At 53.8% G+C, this 12,613-nt stretch carries 14 protein-coding genes and 2 pseudogenes; 7 read left to right on the top strand and 9 right to left on the bottom strand.

The features are described from left to right. Positions 1–5 precede the first annotated feature (5 nt). The 4 genes from dmpG to AC3CHX_RS30910 all read left to right on the top strand — a co-directional run bounded on the left by dmpG (position 6) and on the right by AC3CHX_RS30910 (position 3,137). The gene (gene dmpG / locus AC3CHX_RS30925) at positions 6–1,034 is read left to right on the top strand and encodes a 4-hydroxy-2-oxovalerate aldolase (protein WP_488645333.1); all 1,029 of its coding nucleotides are present in this window, start codon (positions 6–8) and stop codon (positions 1,032–1,034) included. Between the two features lie 14 nt (positions 1,035–1,048). Then, entirely contained in the window at positions 1,049–1,837 is a 789-nt protein-coding gene (gene dmpH, locus AC3CHX_RS30920; RefSeq protein ID WP_488645332.1) for a 2-oxo-3-hexenedioate decarboxylase, read from the top strand. Positions 1,838–1,873: 36 nt separating this feature from the next. Then, positions 1,874–2,065, top strand: coding sequence for a 2-hydroxymuconate tautomerase (thmT, locus tag AC3CHX_RS30915; RefSeq protein ID WP_488645331.1), 192 nt, complete (start codon positions 1,874–1,876; stop codon positions 2,063–2,065). Positions 2,066–2,237: 172 nt separating this feature from the next. Next, entirely contained in the window at positions 2,238–3,137 is a 900-nt protein-coding gene (locus AC3CHX_RS30910) for a SphA family protein (protein ID WP_488645330.1), read from the top strand. On the opposite strand, the gene AC3CHX_RS30905 is transcribed toward AC3CHX_RS30910, so the two are convergent. Further along, positions 3,134–3,508 (bottom strand): hypothetical protein, encoded by a 375-nt coding sequence (locus AC3CHX_RS30905; protein WP_488645329.1) that lies wholly within the window; start codon positions 3,506–3,508, stop codon positions 3,134–3,136. The genes AC3CHX_RS30910 and AC3CHX_RS30905 overlap by 4 nt on opposite strands. A 189-nt stretch (positions 3,509–3,697) precedes the next feature. Here AC3CHX_RS30905 and AC3CHX_RS30900 point away from each other — a divergent pair. Then, positions 3,698–3,823 (top strand): annotated as a pseudogene (locus AC3CHX_RS30900) (aldo/keto reductase); the annotation flags it as partial. Between the two features lie 308 nt (positions 3,824–4,131). Here the strand turns inward: AC3CHX_RS30900 and AC3CHX_RS30895 are convergent. The 5 genes from AC3CHX_RS30895 to AC3CHX_RS30875 all read right to left on the bottom strand — a co-directional run bounded on the left by AC3CHX_RS30895 (position 4,132) and on the right by AC3CHX_RS30875 (position 9,686). Continuing rightward, positions 4,132–4,575 carry a DUF3293 domain-containing protein gene (locus AC3CHX_RS30895; protein ID WP_488645328.1) on the bottom strand — a complete coding sequence of 148 codons (444 nt, stop codon included), beginning with the start codon at positions 4,573–4,575 and terminating at the stop codon, positions 4,132–4,134. Positions 4,576–4,766: 191 nt separating this feature from the next. Continuing rightward, the gene (locus AC3CHX_RS30890; protein WP_488645327.1) at positions 4,767–6,299 is read right to left on the bottom strand and encodes an MFS transporter; all 1,533 of its coding nucleotides are present in this window, start codon (positions 6,297–6,299) and stop codon (positions 4,767–4,769) included. Positions 6,300–6,334: 35 nt separating this feature from the next. Next, positions 6,335–7,537: an EmrA/EmrK family multidrug efflux transporter periplasmic adaptor subunit gene (locus AC3CHX_RS30885; protein ID WP_488645326.1), complete on the bottom strand. Its 1,203-nt coding sequence runs from the start codon at positions 7,535–7,537 to the stop codon at positions 6,335–6,337. 3 nt (positions 7,538–7,540) lie between these two features. Further along, positions 7,541–9,046, bottom strand: a complete 1,506-nt coding sequence (locus tag AC3CHX_RS30880; protein ID WP_488645325.1) for an efflux transporter outer membrane subunit — start codon at positions 9,044–9,046, stop codon at positions 7,541–7,543. Positions 9,047–9,233: 187 nt separating this feature from the next. Beyond that, positions 9,234–9,686 carry a MarR family winged helix-turn-helix transcriptional regulator gene (locus AC3CHX_RS30875; protein ID WP_488645324.1) on the bottom strand — a complete coding sequence of 151 codons (453 nt, stop codon included), beginning with the start codon at positions 9,684–9,686 and terminating at the stop codon, positions 9,234–9,236. A gap of 133 nt (positions 9,687–9,819) precedes the next feature. On the opposite strand from AC3CHX_RS30875, the gene AC3CHX_RS30870 reads away from it, so the two are divergent. Beyond that, on the top strand, positions 9,820–10,272 hold the full coding sequence (locus AC3CHX_RS30870) for a MarR family winged helix-turn-helix transcriptional regulator (RefSeq protein WP_488645323.1): 453 nt from the start codon (positions 9,820–9,822) through the stop codon (positions 10,270–10,272). A gap of 134 nt (positions 10,273–10,406) precedes the next feature. Here the strand turns inward: AC3CHX_RS30870 and AC3CHX_RS30865 are convergent. Further along, positions 10,407–10,615 (bottom strand): annotated as a pseudogene (locus tag AC3CHX_RS30865) (tyrosine-type recombinase/integrase); the annotation flags it as partial. A 201-nt stretch (positions 10,616–10,816) separates the two neighbouring features. On the opposite strand from AC3CHX_RS30865, the gene AC3CHX_RS30860 reads away from it, so the two are divergent. After that, positions 10,817–11,266: a hypothetical protein gene (locus tag AC3CHX_RS30860; protein WP_488645322.1), complete on the top strand. Its 450-nt coding sequence runs from the start codon at positions 10,817–10,819 to the stop codon at positions 11,264–11,266. 50 nt (positions 11,267–11,316) lie between these two features. Here AC3CHX_RS30860 and AC3CHX_RS30855 read toward each other — a convergent pair whose 3' ends face one another. Continuing rightward, on the bottom strand, positions 11,317–11,496 hold the full coding sequence (locus AC3CHX_RS30855) for a hypothetical protein (RefSeq protein WP_488645321.1): 180 nt from the start codon (positions 11,494–11,496) through the stop codon (positions 11,317–11,319). A 137-nt stretch (positions 11,497–11,633) separates the two neighbouring features. Next, a complete protein-coding gene (locus tag AC3CHX_RS30850) occupies positions 11,634–12,536 on the bottom strand; it encodes a LysR family transcriptional regulator (RefSeq protein ID WP_488645320.1) in 903 nt (300 codons plus the stop codon). Between the last annotated feature and the right edge of the window lie 77 nt (positions 12,537–12,613).

The raw sequence follows: 12,613 nt of genomic DNA, 5'->3' as shown, positions 1-12,613 counted from the left end.
AAACCATGACAAGCCAAGCAACAAAAATCACGGTCCACGATATGACCCTGCGCGACGGGATGCACCCGAAACGCCACCAGATGTCGCTGGATCAAATGAAAAGCATTGCACAAGGTCTGGATGCTGCAGGCGTGCCACTGATTGAAGTCACGCATGGCGACGGTCTCGGCGGCTCTTCCGTCAACTACGGCTTCCCGGCGCATACCGACGAGGAGTATCTGGGCAGCGTGATCCCGTTGATGAAGCAGGCCAAGATCTCGGCGCTCTTGTTGCCGGGCATCGGGACCGTCGATCACTTGCAGATGGCACGCGATCTGGGCGTCCACACCATCCGTGTCGCTACCCACTGCACGGAGGCAGATGTTTCCGAGCAGCATATCTGCTATGCCCGCAAGCTTGACATGGACACCGTCGGTTTCCTGATGATGGCGCACATGGCTTCGCCCGAGAAGATTCTCGAACAAGCACGCCTGATGGAAAGTTACGGCGCCAATTGCATTTACTGCACCGACTCCGCCGGCTATATGCTGCCGGAAGATGTGAAGTCTCGTATCGGCCTCCTGCGCGAAAAATTGAAACCCGAGACGGAGCTGGGCTTTCATGGCCACCACAATCTGGCAATGGGCGTGGCCAACTCACTGATTGCCGTCGAGTACGGCGCCAACCGGATCGATGCAGCGGCGGCCGGGTTAGGGGCCGGTGCGGGCAACACGCCGATGGAAGTCTTCATCGCCGTCTGCGCACGCATGGGGATTGAGACCGGAGTCGATGTTTTCAAGATTTCGGACGTGGCCGAAGACCTCGTGGTGCCGATGATGGATCACCTGGTCCGCATCGACCGCGATTCTCTGACGCTGGGCTATGCAGGCGTCTATTCATCCTTCCTGTTATTCGCCAAGCGTGTCGAGGCCAAGTACAAGATTTCCGCGCGCGACATTCTGGTTGAACTGGGCCGTCGCGGCATGGTTGGCGGCCAGGAAGACATGATCGAAGACACCGCACTCACCATGGCGCGTGCCCGTGGATTGATTTAACAAGGATTACTGACATGAAATTAGACCAAGCCACTATTGCCAAACTGGCAGCGCATCTCGAAAACTGCGAGTTGGAGGCGCGTGATACCACCAAAATTACCGACGACCACCCTGAGATGGACTGGGATGATGCCTACGCCATTCAGGATGAAATTAAACGGCGCAAGATCGCGCGCGGTTGCAGAATCGTCGGCTTGAAAGCAGGTCTGACATCGCATGCCAAGATGAAGCAGATGGGTGTTGATACGCCGGTGTTCGGTTTTCTCGCCGATTATTTTTCCGTGCCGGAAGGCGGCGAAGTAAAACTCTCCGAGTTGATCCATCCGAAAGTCGAGCCGGAAATTGCCTTCGTTACCAAGGCCGCGCTCAAGGGGCCAGGCTGTCACATCGGCACGGTACTGGCTGCAACCGATTTCGTGATGCCGGCGATCGAGATCATAGATTCGCGTTACCGCAACTTCAAGTTCGACCTGAAAAGCGTGGTCGCCGACAACTGCTCATCATCCCGTTTTGTGGTTGGTGGACGTATCCGTCCAGTCGAGGACCTTGACCTGCGCACGCTCGGCGTGGTGTTGGAAAAAAATGGCGAAGTGGTAGCGCTCGGCGCCGGTGCGGCAGTGCTCGGTCATCCTGCAGCAGCAATCGCCATGCTGGCGAACTTGCTGGGTGAGCGCGGCGAGGAAATTCCGGCCGGCACGCTGATTCTGTCTGGCGCCATTACAGAGGCCGTCATGGTGAAAGCCGGCGATAACGTCACCCTGCGTGTGCAAGACCTGGGCAGCGTCAGTGTCCGCTTTGCTTGAGATGACGTTCCCATAATTTTTATAGACGAGGTTGATATGCCTATTTGCCAAATTTATTTGCTCGAAGGTCGCACGGTTGAACAGAAGCGCACGTTGATTGCCAAAATCACCGAGGCAATGCACGAATCCATTGGCGCCAAACCGGAGAGCGTGCGCGTGATCCTGACTGAAATGCCGAAGGAGCATTTCGGCATCGGTGGCCAGAGCGCAGCAGAACTTGGGCGTTGATGCAGCGCCGAAGTAGCGTCTAAAAGCTTCCATCTTCCAGGCACACACTTTTCCTCTTCCGACAGAAGGAGGGGGAGTGTTTTTTCGAATAAAGGTGAAGCGGAAAAACAAGCCTTAGTGCCAGTTAAAAAATAGAAATGATTCGATATCAATAATTAATGAGGAGACAGGCATGGCAATAAAGAAGATGTCGTATTTGGCGAGCATCGCATTCACAGCTGCCATAGGCTCGCAAGCAGGATATGCGACAGAAGGCGGAGGTTCAACTTACCCGATGGGTGCTGAAAGCCAACTTGTCGGCGCATTGCCACCCCCCGGTTTTTATACGCTGTTGTATGCCGAACACTATAGCGCAGATACGCTCAAGGACAATAATGGAAATACTGTCCCAGTGAGTTTTAAAGTGACCGCCGATGCGCTAGTACCGCGCTTTGTTTGGGTAACGGGTAACACGTTTCTCGGTGGGCAAGTAGCGCACGCCATTCTTGTTCCCCTGGTGAATCTGGATGTCAATGTCAATGGCACTCATCAATCCAAGACCGGTATCGGCGACATAGATATCACGGCGGTGGCACTTGGCTATCACCACAGCAATCATCTTCACAGCGTGCTGGGGCTGGATTTTTTTGTGCCGACAGGTGGTTACAACAAAAATGAATTGGCCAATATCGGGCGCAACTATTGGACCATTCAGCCTGTGTATGCGGTGAGCTATATTGATCCGGCCGGATGGAATATGGACGTAAAGCTGATGGTTGACTTCAATCTAAAAAATAAGGATACCAACTACACGTCGGGCCAGGAGCTTCATTTTGATTATACAATCGGCTACGGCTTCGCGAATAATTGGGTGGCCGGAGTCGGTGGTTACGCCTATAAGCAAATCACCTCGGATCAGCAAAATGGAAGGAACGTCGCAGATAATAAAGGCCAGGCTTTTGCAATTGGTCCTTCCATCAAATACGATAATGGCAAAGGCTTTTTCATCACGGCCAAGTACCAAAAAGAAATGGATGTTCGTAATCGCCCGGAGGGAAAGGCATTCTGGGTTAAGGCATCCATTCCCTTCTAGTGTCCTGAGTCATTAATTCGTTGAACAATTAGCTTCCGTATTTGTCTCGTTTTTCGAAATGGCACAGGAGAGATCGAGATGAGACGAGGAAGACAGTTGCCTGAGTTGACGTTGACGGCGAAGATAACAACCGGCTGGTCGAGTGGACGCGACGCCGCAAAAGCGCGCAGGCGCTGGCGTTGCATGCCCGCATTGTGCTGGCATGCGCCGGCGACGCGTTGAACGGGGAAGTCACCAAACGCTTGCATGTGACCTCGCAAACAGTGGGCAAATGGCGCCAGCGCTTTGTCGACCTGTGGTTCGGTGGCTTGCTGGACGCGTCCCGTCCGGGCAGCCTCGCAGATCAGCGATGCGAATGTTGAAGAGGTCATCGCCTTGTCCCTCGAGACCAGGCCGGCCGATACAACGCATTGGAGCACGCGGCAAATGGCGACGGCGGCGCCCCTCAATCAGACCACGGTGACGCGCATCTGGCGCGCATTCGGCTTGCAGCCACATTGCGACGAAACATTCAAGCTGTCCTCCGATCCGCTGTTCATCGACAAGGTCCGTGACATCACCGTGCCGAGATATTTCTGGTCAGCAAGGTGTACCCGCACAACGCTGACCGACGCGGCACGCAGGCGGCCTGCAAGCGCAGCCTGCGGCGACTCGGAACCGATGATGTCGATCTCTACCTGTTTCACTGACGCGGCTCCAATTCGCTCAAGAGGGTAGGGGAAATACGCGATTTAGCTGCGGGGTGCTGGCTATGCCAGCGTTAGGACGCCAATGCATAATAGATTACACACCTCCGATATTCTTTTCTGTTTATAGCTTTCCGCGTTTGATCAATGCCGCGCCGCGCACTTTTCCGGCGCCGATTCGTCTCGGAACCGGGAAATTACGCGCAGCCGAGTTACGCCCACGTTGCCGTCAGTTCGCCCTCGAGCTGACGCACGCGATCGCGCGATGCCATCAGGCGATTGACCCGCCGGTACCAATTGAACGTCGCTTATCGGTTCAGAATCAATCTTGGCACAGCATCATCGGCCGCGAACAAAAACGCATTCTGGCCGTACCTCTTCGATATCGCCTTGGCGGTTTCAAAATCGATTCCGAGCACAAGCGCGCTCACTTCCTTCGGCCACGCGCCATCTCCATCGCAGCCGTAACCTATAAAAAACATGAATCCGAGGTCGGTCAGCTCGGCCTCGAGGGCTTGTTGCGCGGCCGTGTTTTGCGCATCCGTAACGATGTTCGAAAGCGGGTTGTGAGCGGTTAAGAACGCCGACGAAAATGTGTCGTTGTCGAGATAGAGCGACATCAATTCAGGCGAGTATTCGCCGGGACGGATAGTGAAGGTCGCGCGGGGGTCGGCTACGTGGTAGTTGGCGTCGGCATAAGCTTTGGCCAGTTCAGGAGAGATTGGGGCGGGGTTGTTCATGGCTTTTTTCATGGGGTTGCGATTCTTTTTCGTCTGCAGGGATAGTTGTTGGCGCCGATACAGTTTTGACCCACCTGCCGGTATTTTGATTACCCAGCTTCATGCCTCGCAACCCATTGCCACAAGCAGGATTGCAGAGAGTTGAGATGGGTCAGTCCAGTGTCGGCATCTGGGGTCAATAGCACATCGGCGCCAACAATCCTTTACTTTAAGGTCCGTTGAATGCCCATGATTCCTGCAAATACGATTCCTACTATCATCAGTAACCAGAAATAATCTATCCCTGCCAGTAGCGTCGCCTGTTGAGCGAGTTGCTGAGAAAGCTGTGACGTAGCTAGTTGCGCCGCTTGTTGCGGCCCCTGAGTCAAGCTGAAATATTCAGACAATTGCTGGATGGAGCGAGTGAACTCAACCCCGCCGCTAACAAAGCGTTCATGGAGAACACCATAATGTTCTGTGGTTCGCCATTGGAGACTCACGGTGGCAAATGAGACACCTAGACCAATGCCGAGTTGTGACAGCATGTTCTTGACTTGTTGTCCATGTGAGAATGCGACATCGTTGTGTTGCAAGTCCTTAAATCCCTGTAAAGCGTTGGTGGACATTGTCAATATGATGAAGAGTCCAAAGCACACAATGGCAGGAAGGATATCGCGCCACAAATTGGCGTTGCCGTTAATTCCCGACAGTAGCCAGCCGCACACGAATAATGCGCCGAATCCCGCCACATAAAATTTCCTGGGACCTGGATGTTTCGGGATGATGTGCGCGATGATCCAGAAGCCGAACAACGCGCTGATGAGACCTAGGGACTCGATTCTGCCAATGGCCTCCCACGAAAATCCTAATGCGCGCTGCATCAATACCGGCAGCATGTAGTTGGTGGCGCCCAATATAAAGTAGCAAATAGTAAAAAGCGCTAGCACTATCAGATAACGTGCTTGTATCAGTTCCTTCACAAGGAGTAGGGGGCGCTCATGCTGGATCTGGGAGCGTGCAAAGTACCCGATTGCCAGGATTGCGAGCACGGCGAAGATGAGCAGCATCGTGAGATTCGTATAAAACTCGTAATACGCGCGCTGCAATGCATACAGAATTAGGAAGCTGCCGCCAATCATCCACGCTAAAAAGAAGGGTTGGGATTGCGTGCGCAAATCTTCAGCTACCTTATCGGTCGGCAGGCATAGACTTCCCAGCGCACAGGCAGTCAGCGCCAGCAGGATCAAGATGCCAAAGATCGCATTCCAGCGGTCATGCATGACTGCTACGGATGCCAGCCAGGGCGCTGCCGCATTAGCAAGGGCTAATGCGCTGGCAAATGTCTTGATGCCGGTAAATCTTCCCGGGCCTGGTTTGATCAGGTTGATCATCATCCGGCCGCCAGTCATGAACGATGCTCCGCCGAACGCCATCACCGCACGCCCAAGCAAGAACCGCTGTGGCGAGGTACTGGACCCGGCGATCCAGGCTCCCCCAACGAATATGGCGACTGAAAACTGGAGGAATCTGCGCCATCCCAGGCGCTCTACCAGCCAGTAGTGTTTGGAAATGGTGGCAATCGCAATACAAGCATACACTGCGCTTATCAGACTGAACTCCTCAGGCGACGCGCCAATCTGCCCCATGATAGGGCCAGCTGCGAATGCGATCATTCCGGCCTGCAAGAATTCTATCGTGACCAAAATGAAGATGGTCACCAATAAGAGTCGCGGATATTGCGTTTTGTCAGTGCTCATGTCACACCTTCCTTGGTCGTTGTCGGTCTGGTGACTTAGTAAGCGGCAGAATTTTTGCCGCCGGTGTTGACCTGGATGATGCCTTGTACCAACCGATCAGCCTGCTGGACTTCATTTGCAAACACGCTGGTTTGGTAGGATTGGGGGCCTGCGGGCTTTTCAGTAACAACGGCGCCATGGTGATCCTGGGTATCCACTTCTGCGCGCATGGACAAGCCCAATTTCAGCGGATGCTTCGCCAAGTCCTTAGGATCCAGCGCGATGCGTACCGGTACGCGTTGCACCACCTTGATCCAGTTGCCCGTCGCGTTTTGGGCCGGCATCAAGGAAAATGCGCTGCCTGTTCCTGCGTCCTGCCCGATGATGTGTCCGGTATAGACGACGGAGTCGCCATACACATCGGCTTTTAGCTTCACGGTTTGCCCAGCGTGTAGATTGCGCAACTGTGATTCCTTGAAGTTGGCATTCACCCAGATCTGATCTAATGGGACGATGGACATCAAGGGTGTGCCTGCGCTTACCCGCTGTCCCAGTTGCACGCTACGTTTACTAACAATTCCGCTCACAGGTGCTGGTAATGTAGTGCGGTTCTTAGCGATAAATGCATCGCGTACCTGGGATGCCGCACTGAGTACGTCGGGATTTGTTGCGATAGTGGTTTGATCGACCAGTGCCTGGCTACTGACGTATTGTTGTTCGGCGACAGTGAGTGCCGCCTTGGCGCTCTTGACGGCATCTTCGGCATGCCGGATCTCTTCGCCGGAAATCGCTCCGGTCTTGGCCAATTGAGCGCGGCGCTCAACATCCGCTTCCGCCTTCGATAAATCAGCACTGCGCAGCGTAACATTTGCGTTCATTTGGGTTGCCGTTGCAAACTGGACCCGCGCTTGACGAACTGCTTTTGCCAGTTGTGCTTCCGTGCGGGCCAAGGCGAGCTGAGCATCCACTTCGTTAAATTTTATTAACGGCTGACCGGCCTTAACAAAATCGGTATTGTCCGCACCGATCAGGGTGACTGTGCCGGCAATCTGTGGCGTGACTTGCACGACATTGCCATCGACATAGGCATCTTCAGTGACTTCGTCATTTTGGGATGCAAGCAACCAATATAGGCCACCCGCGATTATCGCCGCGGAGCCGATTATGGCAATCTGAACTTTTTTCCTTCGGCCTGTCTTTTTGCCGTCAGTCGACTTGGTATCTGGAGTGTTAGCATTAACATTGTTAGGCTGATTCATGATTCACCTGGAAGAAAGAGTGGGTGGATTTGGAGTCGCGTCGTTCTGTGTCGTTTGCTGGTAGCCGCCACCAAGCGCCCGCACCAGATTGATGTCCAGCTCCAGGGCGCGCGCATTCAGATCAATTTGGGATCGTTGCTGTGCCAACAGCTGAATTTCTGTTGCCAGCACTTGCAGGTAATTGCCCAACCCTGAGCGATATCGCTGGACCGACAATTCATAGGCCTCCTGAACAGTCTTCAATGCCTGATTCTGTTGCTCCATATGCTCTGCGAGCCATTGGATGGAAACCAATTGATTCACTACATCCCGCATTGATTCGACCAGCGTCTGGTTGTATTGCTCTACCGCGATATCGTATTCGGCGTCCCGCACAGCCAGGTTGCTGCGCAGTCGTCCGCCGTCGAAGATGGGCAGGCTGATAGCGGGTGCAACGCCGGCAATCTGGCTTCCTGCATCGAGGAATTTCGCGAAGCCCAGGCTCTGGAAGCCGATGAAGGCAGTCAGGTTGATGTTCGGATAGAACTGCGCCTTGGCGACCTTGATGTCTTTGGCAAATGCTTCTACGCGTAGACGCTGCGCAATCACGTCTGGACGGCGACCGATCAGCTCGGAGGGCAGATTGCTGGGAATGACCGCTCCGGCCACGGTGGCAAGGTGCGGCCTGTCAATTTTTAAACCACGATCAGGTCCTGCGCCGAGTAATGCTGCCAATTGATTACGGGTCAGACCTATGCTTTCCTTGGCTTGCGCTATTTGATCTCTCGCCAGTGGAATGGCCAGTTCGGCCTGTTTCAAATCGACGGTAGAGTCGATTTGCGCTGCAACGCGTTGTTGAGTTAGTGCAAGAACTTGCTGACGTTGTTTCAACACGGTTTCGGCGAGTTCCTGCTGTGCAAAGGCTTGTTCCAGGTGTAAGTAAGACTGCGTGATGGCTGTCAACAAGATCACGCGCGCTGCATAGGCGTCCACTTCACTGGCTTTAGCCCTGCCTATTGCAGCCTCGACAGCTGAATGGTTTTTTCCCCAGAAATCAAATTCATAACTGAAGTTCAATGAGGCTTCGTTATACCAATTCCAACTGCCGGCCAACGGTTTGGGAACTACGCTATGTCCGCTGAATTGCTGACGCGTGCTCTTAAGATTCCCATTCACTTGCGGTGACAATGTCGACTCTGCCAAATCGGCATAAGCCTGCGCCTGCCGGACCCGGGCTTCTGCGATACGCAGCGATGGACTGTCGTTCAGCGCTTCGGCCATCATCTGATCAAGCTGGGGATCGCCGTAACGTTTCCACCAGTCTTGCGTCGGCCACGCACTGGCAGACACTGTTTGACTGGCAAGACTTTCTGAAGATGCCAATTCCTGCGCGTTCTTTAACCTGGCGCTTGGCTCCAGGCCTCCGGTGCTTGCGCAACCGGACAGAAGAGCAGCCGCCAAAATCAAAGCACTTAACGCATATTTTCCTATGTGTTTAATGGGCAGAGTTCCATTTGTTTGATCTGCCATGCCACGCAACCATGTAGCTTCGGTTTTTTGGCTATATTCTGGAACATTCAACTGATGCATGATTAGTCACCGCAAACAGAATCTGCCTAGGCAGATAAATTGTTAAAAAAATTCCCCTGGATTACTGAAAACCAGGGCATAGCTTCCGGCTCTCCATAAGATTGGGTACAAATATTTCTAGTTGCAACTACTTTGCCGTATTCGCCAGGACTCTTTGCAAAAAAAGCTGAAACTGCGCGGTCTCAACCCCGGAAAATCCGTCAAGCAGTTTTTCGTGAACACGCGTCACGACCTCCATGATCTGCGGATACAGCTCTTCGCCCTTCGACGTCAATTCTATGTAGATTGTTCTGCGATCCATCGTACTCCGGACCCGCTTGATAATGTCTTTCTGCTCAATGCGATCAATCAGGCGAGTCATGGCGCCAGTATCATAGCCCAGCAATCTGGAGAGTTCGGTCAAGGTTTTCGCCTGTTTATGCGCTATCCCTCGAACCACGATAAATTGCGAGGAAGTAATATTTAGAGGTAGCAACCCTTTCTCAATTTCTGACAATATCGCGTTACGCGTTTCATTAATCAAGTGGCCCAAGCCGCCCCCGTAGAAGTTACCCAATCCGATATCAGTAGCAGCGTCCACAGCAATCTCCTTTGATGTGACTTGATTATATTGCCTAGGCAGATAATGTCAATGGCAGAGATTGTAAAAGGCAGATATTTGGATTAAAATTGTTTTTCAGCGCTCTCGTGCGGCGCGTTAGAAGGGAGTTTTTATGGAAACCCGTGAGTACAGCCTTCGGAATATAGTTTTTCTAGCCAAACGCCTCAGAAAGCAATTGTGGAATGAGGTAGAAACCCAGGTGGCCATCGAAGGTGTGAGTGCGTTGCAATGGAGTGTGCTTTCCAGTATTGCCACAGGGCAGGGAGATAGCGTCAGCGATCTTTCCAAGACATTTGATCATGACCCAGGTGCCTTAAGCCGTTCCGTGAATCAACTGGTGGAAAAGGGGCTGCTGAGCTACGCGCCGAGCACCGATGATAGGCGTCGCATTTATCTGCAGATGACAGATGAGGGGAAAAGGGTGTTTGAGTCGCTGAAAGAGAGAATCCATCATGTGACCGGGGCTATCAGCGCAACGCTGTCAGAGGAAGAGTTTTGCCAACTGGAAGCCTTGCTGGCGAAGGCAAATGCTGCGATCGAGAACCTAGGATTAGCTTCGGCTTGATACTTTTTTTCGGGAATCCCTTTGTAGACCCTTGCTCAACGGGCGAAGGCGTAAAGGACAGTGAGAGTTGAACAGGTAACCCCAGAGATGGCCTCGGACGTTCCGTCAATACGACATAGATCGCGGTGGGGAGTTTACCACTTGATACGGTGTTTCTGTTCTGTTCCGTTTCGGTGTTCCGTTTGTCATCCGACGAGTGAAGGTAGTTACTCGTTGTGCTGATGGATTCATGCCCCAGGTTATTGCGGACATGTCGCAGATCGACGTCGCTGTTTGCCATATGCGATCTCGCCGTAAGCCGCCGCCAATGGGCTGAAGCTTGCATCACGCGAGCGGCTTGTGATGTCACATTCTTGATGCCGGCCATCAAATCATCGCGGTCAAAGTCCGAGTCGACACTGACTGCGCCGACATTGCCGGATTCACGGACGCCGGTATTGGCAACCGCTGGCGTTTCCGATTCCCTTTCGGGTTGGCTTACGGAACCATTCTCTCTGGCTGGGCGCTGGCCGAGCAGGGACACGCAGCAGAAGGCATCGAAAGGATGCAACAGGCCTTGGCCGCCTACCGGGCCACCGGGGCGGAGTATTGGCGGACGCATTTTCTGGCGCTGCTGGCCGACGCCTACGGAAGAGCCGGGCAAGCCGAGACAGGGCTGAAGACGTTGGCCGAGGCGCTGGCCGTGGTGAACCGAACGGAAGCGCGCGTGTATGAGGCCGAGCTGTATCGGCTCAAGGGGGAACTGAAGCTGCGGCAGCCGAACCGCGAGGGGGAGGCCGAAGCCTGCTTCCTGCAGGCGATCGCGATCGCTCGGCGGCAGCGCGCCCGATCGCTGGAGCTGCGCACGGTGATGGGGCTGAGCCGGCTGTGGCGACAACAGGGCAAGCCGGGAGACGCCCGCCAGATGCTGGCCGAGACCTACGGCTGGTTCACCGAAGGTTTTGACACCGCGGACCTGCAGGAGGCCAAAGTGCTGCTCGCCGAGCTCCACTGAACCGTGCGTCATGGCAGCGTATGAAAAACCAGCCGGCGTTATTGACCTGACTAGCGTTCTCGTATGCTGTGCACGTCGAAGGGCAGCGGGTTGCTGGCGTATAAGATCGAAGCAATCGCCTTGACAAGCGACTGGCCGATCCCCGAGGGCTTGTCTTTTGTTTCTTCCGCTGCCAGTATCAGCGGCACTTCGAGGCCGAATGCGAAAGCTGGGCTGCCGAGAAAACGCATTCTGCGTTAGGCCACTGCCACGTCACTGTTAAATCTGTGTCATCCACAACGCTCTGCGTCCTTCAAGTTTAAAATTGCAATATGGCGAGCCAACGTAGGCATTCATGGATGGGAAGGCGTGACACTTTCAATAGTCATCAATCGGAAAATGTATCAAAAATGACGCCGCGCAGCCACTGGTTGCCTGGCTCCTTATGATATTTGGCATGCCAGAAAACATTGATGCCGATTTCAGGTAGCGCCACCGGATGGCGCACATACTTCAGTCCAAACGGCGCCAGGCATTCCCGCGCATAGCGCTCCGGTACGGTCGCCACCATGTCGGTGGTCGAGAGGATATGTCCAACTGCGACAAAATGGGGGACAGTAAGCCGCACATTTCTGCGTATGCCTTTGCGTGCGATGGATTCGTCGACCTTGTCGTGCCCCGTCCCGGGCGAAATCACCACGACATGATCCGCTTGCGCGAATTCTTCCACTGACACTTCTTTTTTGTCCAGCGCATGGCCCTGGCGGAACATGCATACGTAGCGTTGCTTGAACAAGCGCTGTTGAAAATATCCCGCTTTCAGCTGGGGTAATAATCCAATCGCCAGGTCGACATGTCCCGCCTCCATTTCGTCCCGCAAATTGATCCCGGTGTTGCGGACCGTACTGATCGACACCCCAGGCGCGATGCGCGCGACGATATCCATCAGCTTCGGCAAGAAGTAAATCTCGCCGATGTCGGTCATCCCGATGGTGAACTTGCGCGTACTGATGGCGGGATCGAATGTCGCGCGCTGGTTGAGGGTATTGAGGATCGTGCTCAACGCGTAGGCGATCGGTTCCGCCAGTTGCGTCGCAAAGGGCGTCGGCTCCATTCCTCGCGAAGTGCGCAGGAACAGATCATCTCCCAGCAATCGCCGCAGTCGCTTCAATGCATTGCTGACCGCCGGTTGAGACAGTCCCAGCGTCTCTCCCACCGCCGACACGCGCTTTTCCAGCAGGAGCTGGTTGAACACGATCAGCAGATTCAGATCGATATCTTTAAGATCCATGGCGTACCAATATTCATTTCAGTGATTATGTGAATTCACAAGATTCTATATATTAATAGTATTCGATTTTTTATACT

The organism is Glaciimonas sp. OK215 (genome assembly GCF_057787885.1).
Note: the sequence above shows the minus strand (reverse complement) of the source record. Positions and strands in the feature narration are given on the sequence as shown.